Below are 25,639 nucleotides of genomic sequence, written 5' to 3'. Positions count from 1 at the left end.
TTACGTCACCTTACATCATTACGACGTCAAACTGTTCTTGGCTATATAAGCTCTCTGTTTGAATACTGACTTGTTTTCCGATAAAGAGTTCCAATTCAGCCAAATTATGATATTCGTCATTGATTAATGCTTCACTCACAGCAGGTGAAGCATAAACCATAAACTTGTCAGCATCGTAAGCACGATTAACACGTACGATCTCTCTTAATATTTCATAACAGACTGTTTCTACCGTCTTTAATGACCCTCTTCCAGAGCAAGCGGGACAGACATCACATAATATGTGCTCCAAGCTTTCTCTGGTTCGCTTGCGGGTCATTTCCACCAAGCCTAATGCTGACAACCCATTTATGTTGGCTTTGGCACGATCTTTTGCCAATGCCGTCTCTAATGAGTGTAGCACGCGACGCTTGTGTTCATCTGAAACCATGTCAATAAAGTCAATAATAATGATACCGCCAAGATTACGTAGTCGAAGCTGTCTGGCAATCGCAGAGGTTGCTTCAACATTGGTATTAAATATGGTTTCCTCAAGGTTGCGATGACCAACAAATGCACCCGTATTAACATCCACAGTCGTCATCGCTTCTGTTTGATCTATGATGAGATAGCCGCCCGACTTTAACTCAACTTTGCGATGTAAGGCCTTTTGTATTTCAGCTTCCACATCGAATAAATCAAAAATTGGCCGCTCACCGGGATAGTATTCAAGCGCCTTACCAAGCAATGGTACAAACTCTTCCGTAAAGGTTTTTAGCTCTCGGTAGGTCAGTTTAGAATCGACACGAATGCGTTCCATGTCCTCCCCAACGTAATCTCTGAGCGTGCGAAATGCTAAGGTTAAATCTTCATGGAGTATCGATGCTTTACTGGTTTTCTTACGACGGCTGATAATCTTACGCCATAGTTTTTTCAAAAACTCGGCATCATGCTGTAACTCAGCTTCACTAGCGCCTTCAGCGGCAGTTCGAACAATAAAACCGCCATTCTCATCGTTATATGCTGAGACGATTTCCTTTAAGCGAGAGCGCTCTTCTTCCGTTTCAATGCGTTGGCTCACGCCAACATGGGTTGCATCTGGCATAAACACCAAATACCGTGAAGGGATTGTAATATCGGTTGTCAAACGAGCCCCTTTGGTTCCCAGCGGATCTTTGACCACTTGAACCATAATGTACTGGCCCTGTTTGACAAGCTCTCGAATATCTTGAACCTTTTTCACCGGCTGCTCGTCAACACCCTCTTCAAATGAAGCGCTATTAACGATATCCGATGCATGTAAAAAAGCAGCTTTATCCAGTCCAATATCAACAAATGCAGCCTGCATCCCCGGTAGTACACGACTGACTTTACCTAGGTAGATATTACCGACAATTCCTAGGTTGCCAATGCGCTCCACCTGTACTTCTTGCAGCACACCATTTTCAATTAACGCGACTCGACTTTCGCTTGGTGTAACATTGATTAGTAATTCACTACTCATAACTGCCTTCGGTAAATTCTTTAATTAGTTCATCGGTTTCATATAACGGTAGGCCCATGACCGCAAAGTAGCTACCTGACAGTCGCGTGACAAATTTACCACCTAACCCTTGGATACCATAGCCTCCGGCTTTGTCCAGCGGCTCTCCACTGTTCCAGTAAGCCTCAAGCTCTTGTTCATCAAGAGATTTAAAAGTCACTTCAGTGCGCACAACTTTGCTAAGTGTACGAGTGCTGTCAGCAAGTGCAATGGCAGTATAAACCTGATGTGTCCGCCCAGACAAACGAGCCATAGTCGCCATAAAGTCTTGTTTGTCTTTTGGCTTGCCTAGCGCAATGTCGTCTATTACAACAACCGTATCACTGCCCAGCACCGGTCTGTCTGTGTAACCCTTTAATACCGCAGTTTGCGCTTTTAAGCGTGCCAAGCGCTCTACGTGTTCCAGCGGAGTCTCATCATTTAACTGGCTTTCATCAGCATCAACTGAAAATTGAATAAAGTCATACCCCAGTTGTATGAGTAACTGCTTACGTCTGGGGGAGGCTGACGCCAAGTACAAACTTTGGGCCATTAACGTATCCTAAATTGACGACGGTATTTTCGTAGAGTAAAAAGATCCAGGGCCAACATAGCATGCCCGTCAGTGCTGGCCATAAATAATGAGGACTGAAATACACGTCGAGTAAAAAATGGTTTAGCCAAAACAACAGTAAATGATACAAAGTTAAAAATAACCCAACCAACATCGCCTGCTGCCAAATTGAAAAATTACGGATTTTCTGAAAATTACTCACCGTGATGTAGATACATATGGAGTAGGTCAAAGAGTTAACTCCCAACGGGGCACCAATTGCCAGATCCATCAGCAACCCTGCAACCCAAGCCCAACCAATATTGACCCGGTGTGGTACAGCCAACGACCAGTACATTAGCACCAGCAACACCCAATCGGGACGAAATGGTTCTGCTGATATTGGTAATGGCATGAGCGCCATGACCAATGCCAGAAATACGGTAAACGCGATAAGAAAATAGTAGCGTTTAATCATGATCTAAGTTCTCTTGTGACGTACGCCCCAAAATCAACAATAAGCGTATGCGGTCAAGCTGAGCGATTGGTTCAGCATATACTTGCGCAAAAGGTAAGCCTTCATCACGATTAAGTTCCGTAACGACAGCAACGGGATACCCTTCTGGAAAAGTCCCCCCCAATCCAGATGTCACCAGCACGTCCCCGATACGTACATCTAAGCTATGAGGAACATGAGACAGCTTTAGCTTGTTGATCTTCCCTATGCCTTCAACCACAGTGCGCACATCATTACGTAAGATACGTACCGGTGTGGCATGGGTGATGTCCGTCATCAGCAGCACACGAGAAGTCGTTGTGCCCACCTGTGTGAGTTGACCAACCAACCCCATTTCATCAATGACAGGCTGACTTTCGGTAACACCATCTATCGTGCCTCTATTGACCACCACTTGATGGCTGTATGGATTAGAATGTACAGACAGGATTTGCGCAACTAGACGGGTATTTTTTTCTCGAGCTGAAGCGCCGAGCAATGCCCGCAACTTTTGGTTTTCCTTTTGCAGAAATTCGAACTGCTGAAGCTTTTCACTTTGCAACAATTGCTTGCGTCTAAGTGCACTGTTCTCTTCGCTGAGCTGTTCGCGCGTTTGTAGGCTTTTAGCACCGCTGTTAAACGCTTCATAGGGCATACTTGCCAGATACAACAAAGGACTAACCAACGTATGGAGGCTAGTCCTAATAAGCGTTCCGCCTTGTGTAAAGCGGTCACCAACAATGAGTATAATGCTGAGCATCACTGCGACCGTCAGTCGCAGTTGCAAAGATACTGTTCGGCCAAATAACAGATTCATCAGTCGTAGCTAAATACGTCGCCGCCATGCATATCTATCATTTCCAATGCCTTGCCGCCGCCGCGTGCTACACATGTTAAAGGATCATCTGCTACCACGACTGGAATACCAGTTTCTTCCATCAGCAGTCTGTCTAAATCTTTAAGCAACGCACCACCACCCGTTAGCACCATGCCGTGCGCCGAAATATCAGAAGCCAGCTCTGGTGGAGACTGCTCTAATGCAACCATCACCGCGCTCACGATACCCATTAACGGTTCTTGTAATGCTTCTAGGATCTCATGAGAATTAAGGGTAAATGAGCGTGGTACACCTTCAGCTAGATTGCGGCCACGTACTTCAATAGATACAGGCTCATCACTCTTAAACGCAGAACCAATTTCATGTTTGATATGTTCAGCTGTAGCTTCACCAATCAGGCTACCAAAGTTACGACGAACATAATTGATAATTGCTTCATCAAACTTATCACCACCGATGCGAACTGATGACGAATATACAACACCATTTAGAGAGATAATGGCAACTTCTGTCGTACCACCACCGATATCAACGACCATGGAACCGGTTGCTTCCGATACAGGTAAACCTGCACCAATAGCTGCTGCCATAGGTTCTTCAATCAAATAAACCTCTCGGGCACCTGCCCCCATTGCTGACTCACGAATGGCTCGTTTTTCTACTTGAGTTGCACCGCAAGGTACACAGATAAGTACGCGCGGACTTGGACGCATAAAGTTGTTGTTATGTACTTGCTTAATAAAGTGTTGCAACATTTTCTCAGTAACGTAAAAGTCTGCAATAACACCATCTTTCATTGGGCGAATTGCTTTAATGTTACCAGGTGTACGACCCAACATCTGCTTAGCCGCAGTCCCCACAGATGCCACACTTTTTGGGCCTCCTGCACGCTCTTGTCGAATCGCGACAACCGAAGGCTCATTCAAGACAATGCCTTCTTCTTTTACATAAATAAGAGTGTTAGCTGTACCTAAATCAATCGATAGGTCGTTCGAAAATAATCCGCGTAATTTTTTAAACATGAGGCTGGGTAACCTTAAAGAAATACTTTAAATCAAGTGGTGTACAACACCACTCATCGTTATATTGTTTTATCGCTCTCGAACCAGTCGAAAGCCAATGTAATTTGCTCTAAAATCTGTTGCTAACTCTAAACGGGTTGAGACACGAGCCAGACTTGGCGCAAAATTCCAAGCCCCACCACGTACCGTTACACCGCTTTGTGAAGCACGCTTTTGTGTCCACTCCCAGACGTTACCAACAGTGTCATATAAACCATAATGATTAGGCGAAAACTCGCCTACAGGTGCAGCACTTTTATTTGACCATTCACTTCCGCACCAACCACAGTTTGCCAGACTTTTGCCAATCTCATTGCCCCACGGGTATTCTGAGGTTGTGCCTGCTCTTGCAGCATATTCCCACTCTACCTCATTAGGCAATCGATATTGCTGTCCATGTTCACCTGACAGCCAGTTAGCATAAGCCTTTGCATCATCATAGGATACACACACAACAGGAAAATTTTCAGCTTGTTGATAACCGGGAGTTTGCCAATTGTAGTCTAACTCCCAAACTGGCTCGCCATCTTTGTAGTACGCACAACCACGGCTTTTTTCCGCGGCAGTTTGATATCCTGTACTTTCAACAAAAGCACGAAATTCTCCGATGGTCACTTCTTTGCTTTGCATGCCATAAGAGCTGCTAAGTACCTTTTCCATCACAGGGCGTTCATTTGCAAGACCATTACCAACGAGATCACCCATCTTGAATGTTCCAGCGGGAACAATAACGACTTCATTGACAGGCGTGGGCGAGATCACATTTGGCGATGTTTGACTACTTGCTTGCTCGCTTTGTGGTGTCGGTACAGCAATCGACTCAGGCTTTTTTACCAATTTAGCGTTGATCGTTCTCGCTTTACGAATCGTCACTTTCTTTTTGAACGGCTTGTAGCCCAACTTGCGGATCTCGATATCATACGTACCCGCAGGAAGTTTCACTGACAGTTTGGTCGAACCATAGCTTACACCATTGATAAACACCTCATCATCGTAAACATTAGAGCGTAATGTTAACGGGATCATGAGTTCTTGCTTTGGCTTTGCTTGCACTACGGAGTCAGATGAGCTGGTAACTTCAATGACCGGTTGCGTATTTAAACGGGAAACTTGGACGTTACTTGTGGTGCTTTGAGCGTCAGAAAAATTAAGTTGGCTGTCTGTATACACTGGCGGATAGTTAGCCTGATAGCTGCCTACCGCCCCCGCTAAAGGAGTGCCATATTCTGCACAGAAACGGTTATCGACGCTCAATAAGCTACACAATCTACTGTTATTGACATCGCCACGCATGGTCACGCTGAGGTTCACACTATAGTTGCCCTGACCGCTGAATGCACTGCCAACAACATGACTGTTAATGACCTGAACTTGAGCCCCTGCTAGATTACGCTTTGGCTCAACAAGTCGGTGTTCTGTGAGATTCGCAAACAACTGGTCAACGAAACGTTTGGTTGCCTTCTGTAGCGCCATTTGCTGACCTCGTTGCTCACAAGCAGCGAGTGTTTCTGTACGTTTACAGTTAATCGTATGATCAACTTCCAACGTACCTTCGCGAGTAAATTCATTTCTCAGCCGCTCTACCCTTGCCGTACTTAACTGATCTTTTAAGTTCTCTAAGGTGTTAACTAGGGTATGTTTGGTCACTCTGATCTGTTCGATATCTTTACGGTGCGAAGCTATGGCCGCTAGCTGCAACGTAATATCATCTTTATTCTTTTTATGTTCCATGACCGAGTTTTTATAGCGCGTTTGCGCATCCGAGATATCAATGCCAGGGTCATCAATTAAACGTCGATATAGATCATTCATCGCGTCTAAGGCCTGATTCTTTTCTTTGTCTAAGTCAGATGAACGCGCTCTTAGCATCTCAAGTTGAGCTTGTAAGCGCGTTTCTTCGCTGAGGTGCTTGTCCAATATCTGCGTGTAATTATCTAACTCAGCTTGTTTCACCGAAAGTTCTGATTCAATGGCATTCACCGTTGCAGTGTCTTGTGCCCAAGCGTCGTGTGTCACACTAGCAGCCATCAACGTGGCAGAGACTAAAAAAGATAAAGAAGCTATTCGCATATATTCCATTCCCAAAAACGCGGCAATTATTTGGTCTTTGTTGTTTTTTATAGTTAGTTCTTAATGCTATGTACTTACAAAGCAAAACACAAGCTTTGCGCCATTAATATCTGAGTTTACAACTATTAACCATAGCCTTGCCAGTAATCTGGCCATATTTTCGCGCTTAGCTGTTAGAATTACGGTAAGATATTTGTGATAAACCATCCATTAGTATGAGTTGTATGCCATTTAATTTTCCAGAATCCCCAATACAGGTAATCAGTCACCCGCTTTTGGTTGAAAAGCAAATAACATTACAAGTGAAAAGAGATGATTTATTACATCCACATATTTCTGGTAATAAATGGCGAAAATTGAAATATAATTTGCATGCTATGCAGCAACAGAATAAAAGTGCATTTCTCACATTTTCGGGACCATTCTCCAACCACCTTTACGCAGCTAGCATGGCCTGTAAACTTTTTAAAATTGAAGGTCACGCGATAGTACGCGGGCCTCAACTAGATGAAAACAACCCAACGATACGCATGGCGCATGCGTGTGGCGTACACCTACATGCGGTTGACAGAGCAACCTATCGAATGCGTAACCAGCCAGATTACTTAACTGATTTACAACAACAATTTCCTCAATGTCATATTATTCCTGAAGGTGGCAGCAATCAGGAGGCAGTGCTAGGTGTTAAAGAACTAGCCCAGAGCCTACCAAAAAGCGACTATGTACTGTGTGCTACGGGTAGCGGCGGCACCTTAGCAGGCTTGATTGCTGCGTGCGATGAACACGTAAACATCATCGGCATCGCCGTATTAAAACAAGCACAGTATCTTGAGCAAGAGATCATTAACCTTGTACCCGAAGCCAAACACGCTACCAACTGGCAGCTTTTGTGCGATCATCATGATGGCGGTTACGGCAAGTTCTCAGCCGAGCTGTGGCAATTTTGCAAAACAATGAAAAAAACGCAGCAGTTACCGTTAGAACCTATCTATACAGGAAAATTATTCTTTGCTTTATGGCAACTTATCGAACAAGACTTTTTCCCCAGAGGCAGCCGGATCACCGCTATTCATACGGGAGGGTTACAAGGTCTTGATGGTTTACGCTACAGACAGTTAATATTTGACTAATTCGAGTTGTTGTAGCAACTCAGCAAAGTAATAACCTTGAGCTCCATGCACGCCCAGAGATTTCAAACACTCCAACTCAGCTTGGGTTTCCACGCCCACCGCATAAACCGAAATATTTAACCGTTTGGCTTGATAGATGATTTGTTTAATAATTTTTTGTTGCTGAGCACTTTGCTGTACCTGATGAACCAGTTCAAACCCTAACTTCACTCCCTCAATTAATTGATTTTCGCGTAGCGTATTGACCATCAAAGGCGTGGTAACATGGTCGATGATAATCCCTGCGCTAACCCCTGTGAAAAACAATTGTTGAGCACTAATTTGTTGATTGTATTTGTAGTAGTCATCAGCTGGGATCTCAAATAATAGCTTATTAATTTTCGTAGCCTGACGCATTTGCGTTACCAACCAATTAATAAACTCCACGTCGAGCCAATTGGCAATATGAATGTTAATACTTACATTTGATTTATGGGATTCCTTAGTCAATAAAGTGATCGTTTGCTCAATGATAGCTTTATCCAACGTTTCTAAATTTTCTTTGGCATGTAACTGCGGTATAAACTGTTTCGCAGCAATTAGGCCAAGTTGTGCATGACGCACTCTGAGCAGCACCTCATTTTGCATAATATCTTGCTGCTTGAAGCCAAATAGTGGTTGAAAGAAAAGTACAAACTGACCGTTGGTAATGCAACGAATGAAGTCTTCTTCGCTGTTTTGCATTGCAGATGCATGCGTTTCTTCTAGCGGCATCATATGAACATGTTGCCAAACATTATTATTCGCAATCTCAAGTGCTGCTCTTGCCAGCTGATACACATCGGCTTGGTCCGCATCACGCTGGTAAAAACAGCCTCCGACTTTGACCTGTTTGCGTGACAAGTCAGCACGCAAAGTTCGTAACACACGAAACATGAGCTCATGTAACTTTTTACCGGTTTCAACCACGTCACCCCACGCAACTCTATCCAGCGTTACCGCTAAGGCACCTGAATTTAAATATTTAACAGAACAGGTTAACGAGTTCGGCAACTTTTTATGGATGGCAATGGAAAAGTGATTTTTGACATCCAATGTTTCATCAAGGGTGATAGACCAGCGTATTAATAGAAACACACTGAATAGGCTCTGATCTGCGACTCGGGGATCAACTGCGGATAATGCACTATTGGCGGGTATTTCCACACTATCATTGGTTGTTAAAAAGCGTTTTGGCCGCACCTGATATACCTGCCACCAGCGATAGAAAAACACCAGCAAGCCAATAAATAAAATATTAAAGAAGCTAATGATATAGGCATGCTTTTGATAGGGCTGTTGATGATATAATGTCAGTGACGCCCCTTGTGCGGTAAACTCACTCGCACCATGGGGTACTTGGCTGCCTTGTGGCACATATTCCAGCCCATAACGATGGGCTATGTCAGAAATGGTCTCCGTTGTTTGTAACTCTATAGGTAGCAACGCAACACGTTCAACTACAGTTTGCGCTCTTTGATGTATTTTTAAGTGCAATAAATGAAGTAATAGCGTATTGAGCACAACTAAAATGATACTTCCCGCTAAGATTGAGTACCAAAGCTTCTTTTTTGCTTTCCACTTCATTAAAGCCACTCTTTTGCCTTCCACTCTTTCACATAGATTAAGTGTTGTATACAAGGTGCTAAAACTCAAGTAACGGCAACGGTCATTGCGCACTTTTAATATGCATCATCAGCGTACATGCGTTGTTGCGAGAATCGGCTTAATTATGAAAAGAAATTAGGAGATTTAAAGGTGTAGCAAAGCGCAGAAACAACGGGGCGAGCTGAGCACATAACACAACTCGCTCCGTTAAAGTTTATTCGCAACGTAACGCCTCTGAAGGCTGCATATAAACAGCTTTTCTGGATGGTACAATGACGGCGACCAACACCACCAACACAAGACTTAGCAATACGGCTGCAAAAATACTGACATATGCCAATGTCGTTAATGCCAACACACTAGACACCGCAACCAACATCAAACTAGATAGTCCGCCACCGATTAACAAGCCTGCCAACAACAGCTTACTACTTTGCTTGATGAACAGCATGATAATATCTTTATCCGTTGCCCCCAATGCCCTTCTCACGCCAACTTCCTGAGCACGTTTTTCCACTGAGAACGCCGTCAAACCATAGATACCAGTCATTGCCAATATCAATGCAAATAGACCACTCATAATCACCGTGTCTCTGAATGTTGCCACCATTTTCGCGGTTGCAGAGGTCTCCATTTCCCAGTCTTCTATAGCGACAATATTAAGCTGACTATCATTGCTATTGAGAATACGGAAAAATCTATCTTCAGCAACGGCTGCATCAACGGCACGCTTAAAGAATATCGTGCCACGCGCTTGTGGAAATTGATAACCTGCCAAATACAGTTCGTCATACAACGCCGGTTTTTCCAGTGGATTATTGGTAATATCACTGACCACCCCGACAACGGTTACCGTGGCAAGCTCCTCATCCAGCGTAACCTGCAATTGTTTACCTAATGGAGAATCATTGCCCCACAAACGATGAGCCATCGACTGACTCACCATAGCGGTTTTCGCGCCATCTTTTCTATCTCTACTATCGAGGCGACGCCCAGCCAGCAGCTTAGGTCCCATAAACTCGGTACTGCCTATGACGGTATACACGGTTGCTTTAGGTTTATCGGCATCTGTTTTGTAATCAACGCCGGACAGTGCCACGGGTAGTCGCTTAAAGCTAAACCGTATTCCCGCATCCGAGAAAGCGGCATCTTCGCTCAGCTGGCGCTGCATACGCTCAAAAAATAATGCGCGTTTTTCATCAGTTGGATAATTGTGTAAAGGCAGCTCTGCAATAGCAAAATATAACTTATCGTAGTCATACCCAAGTTCTAAGTCGGTCGCTTTGTTCACTTTGAAAGATATAACCGTACCCAGCACCATGATTAATGTAATGGTCGCGATTTGTGTCACCAGCAAAAAGCGAGACAAGCGGCCAATACTGATACTCTGCGCACCTCGTGTTCCATCTCTGAGCACCATATTAAAGTCTTGTCTAGCGGCTTTATATGCAGGTAAAAAGCTCGCCACAAAAATAGTAAACAACGCAAACACCACAGCAGCCATAAACACCGTAGTATCGAGCTCCCATCGATACCAAAACGGTAATTCATTCCCCATCAGGGTATGAAAATAACTATCAATAAAATTCAACAACCAGGCGACCAACACAACGGCTAAAGCTGTGCCTGCTAGTGTGATCAAGACCCCTTCCCACATCAGCTGTGCCACAAGGCGCCAATGGGGCGCACCGATTGCGGTGCGAATAGCGGACTCCTTGCTGCGTTGTATCGCCCTTGCAAACAGTAAGTTTCCGATATTAATCGCCGCAAGCAGTAAGATGAAAAATGCCACCACATTGAGCACGAACACGGTCAAGCGCATTGGATTGTCTACATCAAACCTCTGATATAGATCCATATCGGCGCGGACCAATTCAATTCCCTTGGGCAGTTTCTCAGCTCGAGAATAGAACGCTTGTGAGGTTATGCTAAAAAACTGTGCCTGCGCTTGCTCTAGGCTCACTCCCGGTTTGAGTCGGCCAAAAAATTCAACTTTTTCGCGGTCCAGAATCACAGGATTGAGGATTTGGGCAGGCATAGGTAGCCACAGTTGGTGTGATATCGGAAAACGATAACCTTGCGGCATAACCCCCACCACTTCGGTGGTTTCTCCACTGACATAGAATGTTTTACCGATCACCTCAGGGTCCCCCCCAAACTGACCTTGCCAAATGGCATAGCTAATCACGGCAACGGGCGCACTTGAGCGTTGGCTATCAGAGTCCTCTAAAGTACGACCCAGTAACGGCTGCGTGCGTGAGATTTTGAAAATGTCGGGCGTTGTTGAAGCGGCTTCAACAATCAGCTGGTTGTTACCCAACGAGACCGAAACCGTTTTGTTTTGCCATAAACCATGCTCGGAAAATACCGTTGCATGCTCCCTTAAGCGAGCCGCTTCGTATGCTTCAAGATATCGATTTTCCCCAAATTTTTCGCTATGCCACAACAATGAAGCACGGTACAACGTTCCTTGATCTTCTATTGGTAAGGGCTTAGAAGTAAATGTATATAAGAACGCAAACGTGAATAAGCTAACCGCTAAGCCACCACACAATACAATGATCGTTAACGCGGTAAATTTAGGGGTTTTCTTCAATAGCCGCAGCGCATATAAGAGATCCCTGATCACATACATACTGCTGCTCCTTCTGACTGTTTCTTATCTGAGCCTTGCTCATTAGATGCATTGCTTGGCAATCTAATTTGACCATCTAATATTTCCACATTGCGACTGACATTGTCTAATGAACGAGGGTCATGAGTTACCATACAGATGGTGCTACCTTCTTGGTGCAATTGGTGCAAAATCTCCATCACTGCCGTCGCGTTTGTTGAGTCCAAGTTACCTGTGGGTTCATCAGCTAAAATCAAAGAGGGTTTGTTAACCAACGCACGTGCTATCGCCACCCTTTGTTGCTGTCCACCTGACAGCTGCGATGGAAAGTGGTTGAGTCGATGTTCCATATTTACTTTTTTGAGTACTTCAGCTGCCATACGTTTAGCTTGCGCGTGAGGCACATCTTTTTGGTAGCTCAGTGGCAGCATAACGTTTTCTTCTACCGTTAAATCACTGATTAGATTAAACGACTGGAAAATGAAGCCAATTTGTTGATTTCTCACACCTGCGCGTTGATCTCTATCCAAATGAGTAACATCGATTCCACAGATTTTGAAGGTGCCCGAAGACACCTCATCAAGTAGACCCAGAATTGATAATAATGTTGACTTACCACTACCAGAAGGGCCGGTGAAAGACACAAATTCGCCCTCGTTAATGGTTAAACTAATATCTGTTAAAGCATGCGTTTCTACATCATCTGTACGAAATGATTTATAAATATTGTTGAGCTCGATCACTGCCTTTGTCATAACAACTCCTAATATGTTTTAAAAAATGCAAAATTAATTAATTGAGATACACCATTTGGTGCTCTGCATAGCTGGAGGTATCTGACACAATGATTTCATCCCCCTCATTGAGGCCTTCAAGTACCTGTATAAATTTGACGGATGACTGCCCCACTTCAACTTGAATGCGCTCAGCTTGTTGACTGTCTTTATTGATTTTGTAAATCCCCACGACCGCGTTTGGTTGCACATGTGCCGGACGCTGTACAAACATTGCTTTATCAAAAGAGAGTGTGGTGATTGAACCTTCAATACTTAAAGCGATACGCGCCTCAGGCGGCAGTTCATCTAATAGTTTGACATCCACCTGCACCATGCCATTGGTGACCGATGGATGAATACGAGTTACTTCGCCTCTGATTTGGTTTTTACGTGTATCAATCATCACCGGCTGGCCTTGTCTGACGCTTTGTACTTGCAGCTCTTGAACTTGTAGCTCTGCTATCAATTGCGTGTCATCCGCTACTCGCGCCACCAAAGTACCAATACTCAGTTCTTGGCCAGGTTCTAAGTCCATACCTTGAACTACACCTTTCGTACGCGCTCTCACTTGTAATCTATCAACCTGCTGTTTGGCATGATCTAACGCGTTTTTAAGATTTGAAATTCGAGCAGAATCAGCATCGCGTCTCGCACTCATAATTTCTTCCATCTTGGCTATACGCTTTTTAAACACTCCCATAATTTGTTTCTGTTCGTCCACAGAGAAAATCGTACGTTGGTGGTCAATTTGCGACACAATACCAGGGTGGTTTGCGATAAGGTCACGCTCTGCATCCAGCTTTAGCATGTTGCTTTGATAAGCAAGCTCTGCAAGCAGTGCTTCAGATTGCAACGCAAGAAATTCAGATTCTTGTGATTTCTGGCTCGCAAACGCCTCTGATTTTGCTTGTTGATATTCCAACTCTGCTTGTTCCATTTCTCGCATCAGTAACGGGTTACTCAGTTGCACCAATACCTGACCTGCTTGTACCGTATCACCAGCGTCAACCAGCACGCGGTCAACCACACCACTTACCTGTGCAGAGATGCGTTGAAACTCTTTAGGTCTTAGTTCACCGTTACTGCGCACCAACACCTCAAATTTATCCTGCTTAACCGTTGCCGTACGTAGGGTCTTGGTATCCACCACATAGGACGCATCCCCGAACAAGGGCTTAAGCAAAAAATACAAAGCCAAACCAATGACAGGAATAAACCACTGCGCTTTTATTTTGCGCTTTTTCTTCTGTTCTAATTTAATATCCATTTATTTCTCTCTAAAAAATAACTTGATAATGAGCAATGGCTGTCTATGTTCGATACGTCACATACCTTTACAGCCGCTATTGAATTTTTACTCTTGTGCTTGTTTATACATTCCACAAAGTCATGGGTATGAGCCCCCAATACCCCATCACCAACATCCACTGTATGAAGGCTGCTAGCATCACTAAATTCAATCTATTGGTCCGCTTTTGGCGAACGTGTTGAACACTCGCAATGACACAAACAAAGGGTGCAAAAACAGACGCCAATGCCAGCAACACACTGGCGGCGTTGATATCGCCGATATGAATGAAGGATTGATTGATAAAAAATGGTACGGGGAGCAAAAAGGCAAAGTACATGGTAAATGCAATCGCCATTGGTTCTTGAGCGAGCTTAGAAAAACGCTTCACGAACACATAGCCACCATAAAAGAAAATATAAACAGCCCCTAATAGCCCTAGCACCAAGCTTATCCCCAAGCCTATGGCGCTCGTCTTCTTCACCATTTTGTAGGTACTAAAACCATTGCTGATCATGGGCGTACCATCCGCTGCACGCATCAATACATGCGAGGGAGATACACGCTGCTGGGCGACATACAGTCCACTTCCTAAAGGGCTTAACACGTCCGGCGAGGATTGCATGCTACTAAAGACTAAATTCTCACCCTGTGGTTTGAGCACATAGGTGCTAAATATTTTGTCTAGATAAGTAAAATTTCCATAACGATAAATGGTCGGGGCATACCACCCATACCAATCGGATGCATCAAAAGCTTGATGCGTTGTGGCCTCAGGGCTTGTAACTTGCAGCTCCTCGACCATTAATTTATTCAGCCGCTCGTAATTAGCCGTTTCACTGTCGGTATTGACCATCACGAAAAATGCTTTGTTTTGTTCTGGATACAGGCACAACATGCCTTTAAATCCTGCGGTATTTCCGCCATGACACAAACCTAACGTTTGGTTTCTATCTCGACGCCATAAGCCTTTGCTGCCCCCCATGTGTAAACCAGCCTGATATGAGGCTACCTCTGCGGGCTGTCCCATCATAGCGAGCAAATCAGCGTCTACCACGACTTGGCCATCTTGGAGACCATCACTCAGTAAGAACCGTATAAATTTTTCCATATCAGAGACGGTGGTGGTAAATTGCCCCGCTGCACGTAAATAGCTAGGCACCGCCGCAAATAGCTGGCCATGATCTAAATGACCATAGGTGAGTCTCTCATCCGTAAATGGTCCACTTTGACTGGTAAAAGCCATGGTACTGTCGAACATTTTTAACGGCTCCAACAGATATAACCGCAGCACCTCCTCGTAACGTAAGCCTGTTGCGGTCTCAATAACCATCGCTAGTAAATTGTAACCGAGGTTAGAATAGGCGAACTGTGAACCCGGTTTGACTTTCACTTCCAGTAAGTCTGCATCCTTGTTAAAAACCGTATTCAATGGAGAATCAGCTCTGGCTTGCGTGTTAACCAAGTGCCAGAATCTAGCATCTTGGATACCCGCGGTATGATCCAGCAGATGGGCCACCGTGACTGGGTGCGTGTCTTGCCATGGATTCACCAAATTAAGATCTGGCAGTATATCGCTCACTTTTGCATCTAACTGCAATTTACCAGCAGATACTAAGGCCAACACCCCCGTTGCCATTACCGTTTTGGTTATTGACCCCACATGAGTCTTATGTTGGATTGTTAACTTTGTTTGTTCTCGCTGGTTGCTAAACCCGCTTGCTCCCAAATAGCTTTTTTCACCGTCAACCAATGCCCAGCTCGCCCCGACTAACCCTTCCTGTGTCAGTACTTGATTAACTTTCATTTCAAGTGTTGCCGTTTGCGCATATGAGCTTTTAGCAAACAACAAATAAATGAGTGTCAATAAAATTAGCAACCAACGATTCATCATTATCTACCTGCCAGTAATTTTGTACGGTAAATACACTGCGCAAACAAAGTAAGCAGCCCATAGAAAGGAACAACCAGCATCGGCAATCCAGGCCTTTTGAACGCGTCTTTGTATAAATCTCGGATCGCTGGGTATCTTAGGTTCGAGATTTTGTGATAAGGAGAACGCCAGCAATAAGGGATAGTCATACCCACTTCATGATCGGTTGGTTGCACTCCGTGCCACCAATTTGGTGGAATATATAAGGTATCGCCTGCTTCTACATCGACCACAAATGGTTCAATTTTGTCCGCAAGGTGCTGCATACAGTTTTCATCCTTGAGTAAGGCATCCGAATAGAAGATATTTTTCAGCTCTTCATAGTTACCATCATCTGATGAGAATAGTGCAACGCGCTTATTACCATGGATCTGACACATCAACGTTTCATCAAGCACATGTAAATGCCAGTTTGAGCCTGCACCTTTGTACACGAACATACGCGCATCAGGGTAAGCCAGCGGCTTTGGTTTGTTTTTGATAAACGGAAAGCCCGTCATATCTTGTTGTAGTTTTTTGAACCCTTCGGCTTTGAAACTAACGGGTGCAAATAGCACTTCATCTAAACCTGAACGCATTTCGCTGAGTGCTTGCGCAAAATTATGTTTTTTGGCGCTGGCTTTCATCGAACTGTCACTGGAAAAGTTCATGTGTCGATAGTAGTTCACTTCACTGTCTTTACCCGCTTCTTCCAAATAGCCTGGCTGAGGCCATTTTTCATAGGCAGGCCAGTGTTTCAAACCACCTTTGATCAGTACCGGTGTATTGGTGTTTACAAACTTTTTGGCGAATGTTTTTGCGTCCATGTCTTTAGCATCGATGCAAGCAACTGTTTTGCCTTTGTCCAATCCCGGAATATTCTTTAATATTCGTTCATCTATCATGTCACTGACTCCTTAATTCTCAATCATTCGTAATTATTATTTGTTTTCAAAATGTTGGCTCATTTGCGATTGCAACCGTCTAAAGGCGCCCATCGCACTTAAGATCGCAATAATGGAGAACATGGTTAATCCACATAAGACAAAGACCAGACCCATTCCTCGCCCAGGTCCTGTACCAATAACATCCCCGAGTAAATTAGCTAACATCCCACCTGGCATCATGCTTGGCTCCAAAAATAGCTCAGCACCTACCGGGGCTAAAGTGACGGCAAACAGCATAGCCACCGTGGCAAAGAAAGCGCGGGCAGCAAATACGCGTCCTTGTACTTCTGGTACGGTGATAGTTTGCAAAATTGTTTGCGCAACCACAGTGCCAATGGGTGCAAACAAAGAGTAAATAAACACTAAAATGGCGATTCCCCATGCGTTGGTCAGTGCACCACACAACACCATCGTGATACCTGACGTGACGGTTGCCACAAATAACACCTGAATACGGTTATTGCGTGCCGCGAGTTTCCCCGCCATTAATGCGCCCATTAGACCTGCGAAACCCGCCAAGGTGACTATCCAGCCCAACGCAATAGATGACATGGTAGTTAAAATCATCGGTCTAAACAGTACCATTACCACACCATTTAAAAATGAGATAAGCGACAAAAATGTTATTAGGATCAAAACGTTCTTATCCTTAAACAACACGCCTAATACCTCTGAACGTAGATTGAAGATAGCTGCTTTCTCTTGTGTCGCTACCTGAGAACTCTCACCTCGATAAGGTAACGTTGAAAAGACCAAAGTCAGTGTTGATAGTAGATACGTTGCGATACTGGCCAAAATAATCAGCGCAATGCCAATCGTTTCTAGTAGTCCCACAGCTATCAGTGGAATTAGTACAGCACTAAAGTGAATGCTCGATTGCACATACCCGTTGGCTTTGGCATATAAATTTTTCGGCACTAACTGAGAAATTGAAGCGGTGTAAGCAATTTGATGCACCGAGCCAAACGAAGAAATGATCGGTGACATCATCATGATTGCCGTTACATTTAATTCATTCCTGAATGCCAGTACACACAACACCGCCGAAGCGAGTGTCAGTGCAAACTGACAGCCCATCATAATGTTACGTCGTGAAAAGCGGTCGCATAGCACACCAGCGACGGGCGCTAAAAAAAGCGTTGGTAATAGTTGCGCAACGATAATGCCGCCGAATTGCAACAGTGACTGCGTTTGTTGATAAACCCAAATACTAAAAGCAAATGCCACCATCTGACTGCCAAAGACAGAAATAGCTTGGCCCTTCCAGATCCTCAAAAAGTCAGGACACTGTTTCAGTTCATCTACAGATTCGTTTCTGGGTTGCGCATCAAGCAACTCTGCTTGGGTTGCCGTTTGTTTTATTTCCATTTTATTGTGCCTTCTTAACTGGCTTGTTATGTATTTGCGCTACATCAGTAGCGATTTGTGCCGCAAGTGGTGTTAATTGAGGCGCTTGCATAATGCTGAAATGATCACCATCAACGCTATAATCACGTATGCTTTGCTTACTCAGTGCCGCAAATACCGCGTTATTGTCTGGGAAGCTCGTTTTGGTCTGGGTTGCACCGTAGTAATACAGTTGGCTCACTGCTTGTTCGGTCACCTCACTTTGTGATGCAGCCAAATTGCGTAGCACCACTTCGCGTACACGTTCCACACGGCATTCACTGTTTGTCGACCATTGTTTAGCAAGCCATTGCACTTGATAGGCTTTATCAAACCGTGCGCAAAGCTCTGGTTGTGTCTGTAAATATTGTAAATATTGACTGGGGGTGTGCTCGGCGTATCCCGCTTGTTGATAGGCCTGTAAAAAGTCCTGCCATCCCGACTCATTGTGCTTCACGACTGTATCAATCAAGCCAACGTAGCCAACCTGCTCTCCCTGTGATTCGAGCAGCTGCGCAATGGTTAAGGCCACTAATCCACCAAACGACCAGCCTAGTAAGTAATATGGCCCCGCACCTTGTACTTGCTTTATTTCTGACAGGTAGCTTTGTGCCAAAGTATGTAATGAATCAAACTGGTTTAGCATCTCACTGATGTAGCATGGATGCTGCATCGCGTAGATATCAAAATCCAATGCCAACTGCTGTGTGAGCTGCCCATAACAGGCCACATCACCGCCAATTGGGTGGATCATAAATATTCGTCCCTGCGTCCCCTCTTTAAGCTTAACCAGTTGCTCATTCAGATGAACCAGACTCGCTTGGCTTAGGTAGTTAGCCTGTTTAGCAATGGTCGGATGCTGATAGAGCTGGTGTACGCTCAATACGTCACCGAACTGCTGACGAATTTCGCTAAATAGCTTAATCACAAGCAAAGAGTGACCGCCGCTGCTGAAAAAGTTTGCATCAATGCTGAGCATGTTTGGCGCTTTGTTTAGCACCTTCGCCCATAGAGCCTGCAACTGCTGCTGTACCTCAGTATGTGGTTCGATAATCTCTCGCGGCGCAACCTGCACTTGTGCCATCAATGCTTTTTGATTGACCTTGCCATTGGCTGATAACGGCACCTCCGTTAAGTTGATGAAGTGCTCCGGCATCATATAACTAGGTAACGTTACATTGAGCTGGTTACGAATGTTGGCAATCAAGGTTTCGTCCAACTGCCCAGTTGTAGGCTTGATAAAGGCAATCAGTTGCTTGTCCATTTCCTCAGCGTGCGCCACCACCACGGCTTTGGACACGCCCGGTATGTGCGCTATCTGCTGTTCAATTTCGCCTAACTCGATACGATAACCTCTCAGTTTGATTTGATTATCAGCACGACCAACAAACCATAAATTACCTTGTTGATCATATTTCACGAGATCTCCAGTGCGATAGAAACGGCTATATTTCGCTCCTGAGATGTTAAGTTCAACAAACTTTTCAGCGCTCAGTTCAGGGTTATTGAGATAGCCCTTAGCCACACCTTCGCCCCCGATGTACAACTCACCAACGACCCCAGCCGGGGTAATGGCTTGATTGCTATCCAGCACATACAGCTCGGTATTACCCATCGCTTTACCGATGGGTAACCCATTATGTAACGTTGCTAAATTAGCTGAAACATCATACATAGCACATCCCACTACGGTTTCTGTGGGGCCATAGTGGTTATAGATTTGTGCATTTGGAAAGACTCGAGTCAAACGCTGTGCAAGTTCTATTGGGAAAGCTTCTCCACCAATCACGAAACAATGTGATGAAGTACTGATAAAATCTTCTGGCAATAAACTGAGTAGCGCTTCACCATGCATCGGAGTCATGCGAACCAAGGCATTTGACTGGCGCTTGACCATCATTTGCGCAAATTCAGGTAAGGCCTCTTGCTCGGGACAAAAATCGACGCAATGACCGTTTAGCAGCGGTAAATAAAGCGCTGGCACTGTGATATCAAATGCCAATGAGGTGATCACCATTGAGCCGCTCAGATTGTCGCTGTCTCGGTAATAACTGCGCATCGCATTTTGGCAATAATCCACAACACCACGGTGACTGACTTCCACCCCTTTTGGTTTGCCTGTTGACCCTGAGGTATAACAGACATAGGCAATGTCGCTGCTATCACTCATATTAGCTTGATTGTCATTGAATGTATCAAGCCAGTTCTGCTGCATACACTCATCCAGCAATAGCAAATGACTGTGCTGTTGCGGACAATTGACGCTCAGAGAATCCATAGTCAGGATACATTTTAACTGCGCATCATCGTGGATTGTTGCAATACGTTCGGCTGTACTACTAATTTCAATCGGCACATAGGCCGCCCCTGCTTTCAGCGCGCCAAGTAAGCCAACAATAAAGAATGGGTGTCGTGGCGTATAAACCCCTACGTGATCGCCACGACCTATGCCTTGGTGCTGAAGATAACAGGCAATGCGATCCGTTATCTGATCTAATTGCTCATAACTTATTTGTAATGCGCCTTGTTGCAGTGCGATGGCGTTAGGCATTTGCTGTGCCGTTTGCGCTATCATCGCATCAAGGGTCTTATCTAGCGCGTAGTCTTGTGCCGTATCATTCCATTGGTTCAGTTGCTGCTGCGCTTGCTGACCCAGAATATTCAATTGATTGACCGGTTTGTGTGGTGCCGCAAGCACGTCATTTAATAGTGCGGTGAAGCTGTCTGCTAAGCGCTCGACTGTCTGACGATTAAACAAGTCTTTGGCATAACTCCAGTTCAATCGCAGCCCTTGCTCTGTTTCCATCACAGATAAGCTCAAATCATGCTTAATAGTCTGTGCTTGACCTGCAATGGGTCTTGCGGTTACCCCCTCAAGTTCCCAATTCGCCTGACGATTGTTCTGCATCAAGAACATTAATTGGCACAGCGGAGCATGACTGATACTGCGCTCTGGCTGTAACTGTTCCACCAACATTTCAAACGGTACATCTTGATGGGCAAATGCATTCAATGTCGTCGAACGCGCTTGCTGTAACACATCAGTGAAACGACTTTGGCCATCGATTTGATGGCGGAACATCAAGGTGTTAACGAAAAAGCCCAGCAAGTCTTCCACTTCATGATGATGACGCCCTGCGATCGGGCTGCCAATCACAATATCTGCCTCATTGCTCCAGCGACTGACCACCAATGCATACACGCTTTGTAACAGCATAAACAAGGTCACATTGTGTTGTTGTGCTAACTCACTGATTGTTGAGCTAAGCTGTTCGTCATAAGCAATAGTAACGGTATCACCGCGATAACTTGGTTTAACGGGTCTGGGTTGATCCAGAGGTAAACTATGCACTTGGGGAATATCAGCCAACTGTTCTTGCCAATAACTCAGTTGCGGGGCTATCAAGCCCTCGGACAGATGTTGACGCTGCCATGCTGCATAGTCTGCGTATTGCAAGGCCAGTGGTGTTACGACACATTGCCCCTGCTGTCGCCACTGCTGATAGAACCTTGAGATTTCATCTGCCACTAACCCTAATGACCAACCGTCGGAGGCAATGTGGTGCATCACAACCAACAACACGTGATGCTCATCACTTAAGTGAATCAGACTCACTCTGATCATCAAAGACTGCGCTAAATCGAAATCTACTGCTATTTGTTTATGCAGCACGTCGAACACGGCGTCATGCTGCTGTGATTCAGGGACGCTCGCTAAATTATGATGCTCAATCGTCACCGGTTGGGGCGCATGAATACATTGGATAGCCTCGCCATCTTGCATCTGGTAGGTGGTTCTAAGCACTTCGTGACGGGCAACCAGTGCCGTGAAACTCTGCTGTAAGCCCGCTTCATCCAACGGCCCTGTTAGCTCTAATGCTAGTGGTAAATTATATTGCGCACTGCTGCCATTGAGCTGATCGACAAACCAAAGACGCTGCTGAGAAAAAGACAAGGGTAGCGGTTGATCACGCCCAATTGGCGTTATTCTGGAGAGACTACCATGGGCTTCGAGCTCATCAATATATTTGGCAATGGCCGCAATGGTTTCATATACAAACAATACCCGCACAGGCACTTCAACATCCAACTCTCTGCGAATAGCATTACTTAGACGCATCGCCAGTAAAGAATGTCCGCCGAGATCGAAAAAGCTCACCACACAGCTGACCTGCTGTTCATTTAAATTGAGTAGTTCACACCATAAGCGCTGCACGACCTGCTCGGTAGGCGTATTGGCAGCAACATACTCGCTTATCACCACATCACCTAAGTTAGGAGCCGGCAACGCACGTTTATCAACTTTGCCATTAGCGGTTAAAGCGAATTTATCCATAACCTGAATGTGAGAAGGTACTAAGTACTCAGGTAAACTCGCCTTGAGTTTTGCTTTTATCATGGCCGCATCAGTTGTCGCATCTAATACCGTGACGTACGCCACAATATGTAGCTCATTCGCCAACTCAACCGTTGTCACCACAGCGGCTTTTAATAAATTGGTTTGCAATAGCTGCTGTTCAATTTCCTGTGGTTCAACACGGAAGCCCCTGATTTTAACCTGTTCATCGGCGCGACCTAGATACTCAATATGGCCATCGTCCACATAGCGAACCAAGTCACCTGTGCGATACATCCGCTGCTGCGGATTTTGTGGATGATAAATAAAACGTTCCGCAGTTAACTCATCACGATTAATGTATTTGTCCGCCAAACATGGACCACTAATATACAACTCTCCAACACAGCCAATTGGCACCTCTGACAAGTTACTGTCCATAATATAAGCGCTGGCGTTATGAATAGGCTTACCGATTGAGGGATATAAAGGCCAAGTTTTGACATCACCTTGGAGCGCATAATCCGTTACGACATGTGTTTCAGAAGGACCGTACAGGTTGAGAAGCTGACAATGGCGATGTTGGGCGAAGAACGCTCTTACTTGCGGGTAAATCTTCAGCGCTTCACCGGCCACTTGTAACACTTTCAAAGACGGGAGATGGAGCGCCTGATCCGTTACATATTCACAAAAGCTAACCAACATAGCGGTTGGTAAATATAAACACCCTATCTGCTGGCGCACTATGACTTCCAATAGATCAGGTAACGACTGACGTGTTGCTTCATCAACCACAACCAATTGGCTACCACTGCAAAGTGCCGTCATGATCTCATAAATCGCCATATCAAAATTTAGTGTTGAGTACTGTAAGGTTGGCAACTTCTGAGCAATATTCTTATAGCGAGCAAACTGTGAGTTCATCAAGTTTTCAAGCACTTGATGTGATAGCACTGTCCCCTTTGGCTGGCCCGTGGACCCTGATGTATAAATAACATAGGCGGGTGTTTGACCATTAATATCAACGCTTGGTGTGGTATTTGGGTAATGCTGATAATCTGTATCATTGGCATCTAACACCGTGATCTGCGTTTGTAGCGCTTGCCAACGGGATAAATCGTCGCAAATTAATATTTTGATGCCACTGTCTTGGCTGATGTAGCTCAAGCGCTCTTGAGGATAGTTAGGATCCAGTGCAACGTAGGCCCCACCCGCTTTAAGTACCGCCAACACGCTGATTATCATAGCAACACTGCGTTGCTGTGAGATCCCCACATAATCACCCGGCTGTAGGCCTTGTGCTATCAACGCATGAGCAAATTGATTGGCACAGCGGTCCAGCTGAGCATAGGTTAGCTGATTCACTCCATCGCTTAGCGCAATCTCATCCGCACTGTGTTGTACGTGTTGACTAATTAAATGCTGTACACCTTGTGAAAAGTCGCTGTGCGCCACTTGGTTTTGCGCTCGCCACTGCTGTAACGTCGCTTTGTCATTCGCAGAGGTAATCGATAATTCAAAAATAGGCGTCTCTGGAGCTGCAACAATGCTCTCCAATAACACCGTAAAACTTTGCGCCAAAGCTTGAATGGTTTTGGGTTCAAAAATGCTGGTGGCAAAGTTCCACTGCATCACAAACTCATCCCCCAACTCCCCTGCAAACAACTCTAAATCAAAGCGTGTATGCTTTACTTCACCTGCAATACCACTGGCTTCAATACCTGGTAACTTTAGTTCGCCATAGTCATTGTTTTGCAAAGCAAACATCACCTGAAAGATCGGTGAATGACTCATACTACGCTCGGGTTGTAATTGCTCTACCAACATATCAAAAGGCATATCTTGGTTGGTAAATGCCCGCAGTGCCGTGTCTTTGCTTTGTGCAAGTAACTGGGTAAACGTGACGTTTTCTTCAAGGTCTGTTTTAAATACTAGGGTGTTAACAAAGAAACCTATCAAGGGCTCAATTTCTCGTTGCGTACGCCCTGCGATCGGACAACCCATCACCACCTTAGACTCAGAACTCCAACGGCCCAGCAAGAGAGCAAAACTACACTGTAGTAACATGAACAACGTAACATCGTGCTGCTGACACGCCTGTAAAAGCTTTTGATACAAAGACTTGTCTATGTACTGTGTATATCCTTGGCCAGCAAAGCTTTGTTGTGCAGGGCGAGGTTTGTCTAAGGGCAAACCATGTGTGGTTGGAATGTCTTTTAGCTGCTGGGTCCAATAATCTAACTGCGCTTGTAAGCGTTGCTGCTGAATCTCTGAGCGCTGCCAATGGGTATAATCGCTATATTGCACAGGTAAGGGCGGTAGCGGTGACGGCTCGTCATTCACATAGGCATGATAAAGCTGCACAAATTCGCGTGTTAGAATCCCCATAGACCAACCATCAGAGGCTATATGATGCACATTAAATAGCAGTGCACAGTAATCTTCAGCCAACTGAACCAACGTCAATCGCAGCATCACATCAGAGCTTAAATCAAACGGTTTAGAGAACTCGTGCATCATCACCTGTTGCAACTGACACTCTTGCGATGTGTCATCCAGCGTGCTTAAGTCCACATTCTTGATGCTAAGGGGCTGTAACGGCGTCACTCTGTGACGCGGCTCACCGCCATCTTCAAAATATACCGTGCGTAGCACCTCATGACGCGAAACCACCTCATTTAAGGCGCGCTGTAAAGCCTCAATGTTGAGCTTGCCGCGCAAGTAGATAGCGCGCGTCATATTGTATTGGCTACTCGTTTGTTCTAATTGATCGATAAACCATAATCGCTGCTGAGAGTAGGACAAACGTGTTTCTTGACCCTGCTCAAGCTTGGTGATCACGTTCGTATTTACCGCCGCATTAGCGTGTCGGGCATCAGATAGAAAAGAGATCAAGTCCTCCTTATGGTGCTTGATCTTGGCGATTAAATCTTGAGATATTTGCGTACTTTTTGATTTTGTCTTTAGTTTTCCATGCTCAACATACGGAAAAATACCGTGTTGATTGAGCTCTTTAACTAGATGTACAACTTGCATTTTATCACCCTGAATACCCAACAATTTCCTGTTGCTCTGTTATTTTTATAATTAATCGATTGATATAAC

General features: G+C 44.9%; 14 protein-coding genes and 1 pseudogene. 1 reads left to right on the top strand and 14 read right to left on the bottom strand.

The features are described from left to right. Positions 1-10: 10 nt before the first annotated feature. The 6 genes and pseudogenes from rng to C2M32_RS04040 form a co-directional block, all read right to left on the bottom strand. Positions 11-1,483: a ribonuclease G gene (gene rng / locus C2M32_RS04065; RefSeq protein WP_105167233.1), complete on the bottom strand. Its 1,473-nt coding sequence runs from the start codon at positions 1,481-1,483 to the stop codon at positions 11-13. Continuing rightward, entirely contained in the window at positions 1,476-2,054 is a 579-nt protein-coding gene (locus tag C2M32_RS04060) for a Maf family protein (RefSeq protein ID WP_105167232.1), read from the bottom strand. Before C2M32_RS04060 ends, rng begins: the two co-directional genes overlap by 8 nt. After that, positions 2,054-2,532, bottom strand: a pseudogene (mreD, locus tag C2M32_RS04055) (rod shape-determining protein MreD). Before mreD ends, C2M32_RS04060 begins: the two are co-directional and overlap by 1 nt. Next, the gene (gene mreC, locus C2M32_RS04050; RefSeq protein WP_070992183.1) at positions 2,525-3,367 is read right to left on the bottom strand and encodes a rod shape-determining protein MreC; all 843 of its coding nucleotides are present in this window, start codon (positions 3,365-3,367) and stop codon (positions 2,525-2,527) included. The pseudogene mreD and the gene mreC overlap by 8 nt, the downstream one beginning before the upstream one ends. After that, the gene (locus C2M32_RS04045) at positions 3,367-4,410 is read right to left on the bottom strand and encodes a rod shape-determining protein (RefSeq protein ID WP_070983148.1); all 1,044 of its coding nucleotides are present in this window, start codon (positions 4,408-4,410) and stop codon (positions 3,367-3,369) included. Before C2M32_RS04045 ends, mreC begins: the two co-directional genes overlap by 1 nt. A 69-nt stretch (positions 4,411-4,479) precedes the next feature. After that, the gene (locus C2M32_RS04040; RefSeq protein ID WP_105167231.1) at positions 4,480-6,519 is read right to left on the bottom strand and encodes an SUMF1/EgtB/PvdO family nonheme iron enzyme; all 2,040 of its coding nucleotides are present in this window, start codon (positions 6,517-6,519) and stop codon (positions 4,480-4,482) included. A gap of 215 nt (positions 6,520-6,734) precedes the next feature. On the opposite strand from C2M32_RS04040, the gene C2M32_RS04035 reads away from it, so the two are divergent. Further along, complete coding sequence (locus C2M32_RS04035) at positions 6,735-7,649, top strand: pyridoxal-phosphate dependent enzyme (protein ID WP_105167230.1); 915 nt, start codon at positions 6,735-6,737, stop codon at positions 7,647-7,649. On the opposite strand, the gene C2M32_RS04030 is transcribed toward C2M32_RS04035, so the two are convergent. The 8 genes from C2M32_RS04030 to C2M32_RS03995 all read right to left on the bottom strand — a co-directional run bounded on the left by C2M32_RS04030 (position 7,635) and on the right by C2M32_RS03995 (position 25,570). Beyond that, the gene (locus C2M32_RS04030; RefSeq protein ID WP_105167229.1) at positions 7,635-9,254 is read right to left on the bottom strand and encodes an EAL domain-containing protein; all 1,620 of its coding nucleotides are present in this window, start codon (positions 9,252-9,254) and stop codon (positions 7,635-7,637) included. The genes C2M32_RS04035 and C2M32_RS04030 overlap by 15 nt on opposite strands. Before the next feature lie 235 nt (positions 9,255-9,489). Next, positions 9,490-11,910, bottom strand: a complete 2,421-nt coding sequence (locus C2M32_RS04025; RefSeq protein WP_105167228.1) for an ABC transporter permease — start codon at positions 11,908-11,910, stop codon at positions 9,490-9,492. After that, positions 11,901-12,644 carry an ABC transporter ATP-binding protein gene (locus C2M32_RS04020; RefSeq protein WP_105167227.1) on the bottom strand — a complete coding sequence of 248 codons (744 nt, stop codon included), beginning with the start codon at positions 12,642-12,644 and terminating at the stop codon, positions 11,901-11,903. Before C2M32_RS04020 ends, C2M32_RS04025 begins: the two co-directional genes overlap by 10 nt. A gap of 37 nt (positions 12,645-12,681) precedes the next feature. Further along, complete coding sequence (locus C2M32_RS04015) at positions 12,682-13,932, bottom strand: efflux RND transporter periplasmic adaptor subunit (RefSeq protein ID WP_105167226.1); 1,251 nt, start codon at positions 13,930-13,932, stop codon at positions 12,682-12,684. 103 nt (positions 13,933-14,035) lie between these two features. After that, positions 14,036-15,847 (bottom strand): serine hydrolase domain-containing protein, encoded by a 1,812-nt coding sequence (locus C2M32_RS04010; protein ID WP_105167225.1) that lies wholly within the window; start codon positions 15,845-15,847, stop codon positions 14,036-14,038. Beyond that, positions 15,847-16,770, bottom strand: a complete 924-nt coding sequence (locus tag C2M32_RS04005; protein WP_105167224.1) for a cupin-like domain-containing protein — start codon at positions 16,768-16,770, stop codon at positions 15,847-15,849. The genes C2M32_RS04010 and C2M32_RS04005 overlap by 1 nt, the downstream gene beginning before the upstream one ends. A gap of 36 nt (positions 16,771-16,806) precedes the next feature. Then, complete coding sequence (locus C2M32_RS04000; RefSeq protein WP_105167223.1) at positions 16,807-18,180, bottom strand: MFS transporter; 1,374 nt, start codon at positions 18,178-18,180, stop codon at positions 16,807-16,809. Between the two features lies 1 nt (position 18,181). After that, positions 18,182-25,570, bottom strand: coding sequence for a non-ribosomal peptide synthetase (locus tag C2M32_RS03995; RefSeq protein WP_158678111.1), 7,389 nt, complete (start codon positions 25,568-25,570; stop codon positions 18,182-18,184). Positions 25,571-25,639: the final 69 nt, after the last annotated feature.

Source organism: Pseudoalteromonas sp. T1lg23B, assembly GCF_002964665.1.
GTDB lineage: Bacteria > Pseudomonadota > Gammaproteobacteria > Enterobacterales > Alteromonadaceae > Pseudoalteromonas.
This window is presented reverse-complemented; position numbering and strand designations above follow the sequence as displayed.

Excerpts from the sequence above, each read along its gene's own strand:
- C2M32_RS04000 (WP_105167223.1), bottom strand. The coding sequence starts at position 18,180 with ATGGAAATAAAACAAACGGCAACCCAAGCAGAGTTGCTTGATGCGCAA.
- C2M32_RS03995 (WP_158678111.1), bottom strand. The coding sequence starts at position 25,570 with ATGCAAGTTGTACATCTAGTTAAAGAGCTCAATCAACACGGTATTTTT.
- C2M32_RS04005 (WP_105167224.1), bottom strand. The coding sequence starts at position 16,770 with ATGATAGATGAACGAATATTAAAGAATATTCCGGGATTGGACAAAGGC.
- mreC (WP_070992183.1), bottom strand. The coding sequence starts at position 3,367 with ATGAATCTGTTATTTGGCCGAACAGTATCTTTGCAACTGCGACTGACG.
- C2M32_RS04025 (WP_105167228.1), bottom strand. The coding sequence starts at position 11,910 with ATGTATGTGATCAGGGATCTCTTATATGCGCTGCGGCTATTGAAGAAA.
- C2M32_RS04010 (WP_105167225.1), bottom strand. The coding sequence starts at position 15,847 with ATGATGAATCGTTGGTTGCTAATTTTATTGACACTCATTTATTTGTTG.
- C2M32_RS04015 (WP_105167226.1), bottom strand. The coding sequence starts at position 13,932 with ATGGATATTAAATTAGAACAGAAGAAAAAGCGCAAAATAAAAGCGCAG.
- C2M32_RS04060 (WP_105167232.1), bottom strand. The coding sequence starts at position 2,054 with ATGGCCCAAAGTTTGTACTTGGCGTCAGCCTCCCCCAGACGTAAGCAG.
- C2M32_RS04020 (WP_105167227.1), bottom strand. The coding sequence starts at position 12,644 with ATGACAAAGGCAGTGATCGAGCTCAACAATATTTATAAATCATTTCGT.
- C2M32_RS04045 (WP_070983148.1), bottom strand. The coding sequence starts at position 4,410 with ATGTTTAAAAAATTACGCGGATTATTTTCGAACGACCTATCGATTGAT.
- rng (WP_105167233.1), bottom strand. The coding sequence starts at position 1,483 with ATGAGTAGTGAATTACTAATCAATGTTACACCAAGCGAAAGTCGAGTC.
- C2M32_RS04030 (WP_105167229.1), bottom strand. The coding sequence starts at position 9,254 with ATGAAGTGGAAAGCAAAAAAGAAGCTTTGGTACTCAATCTTAGCGGGA.
- C2M32_RS04040 (WP_105167231.1), bottom strand. The coding sequence starts at position 6,519 with ATGCGAATAGCTTCTTTATCTTTTTTAGTCTCTGCCACGTTGATGGCT.
- C2M32_RS04035 (WP_105167230.1), top strand. The coding sequence starts at position 6,735 with ATGAGTTGTATGCCATTTAATTTTCCAGAATCCCCAATACAGGTAATC.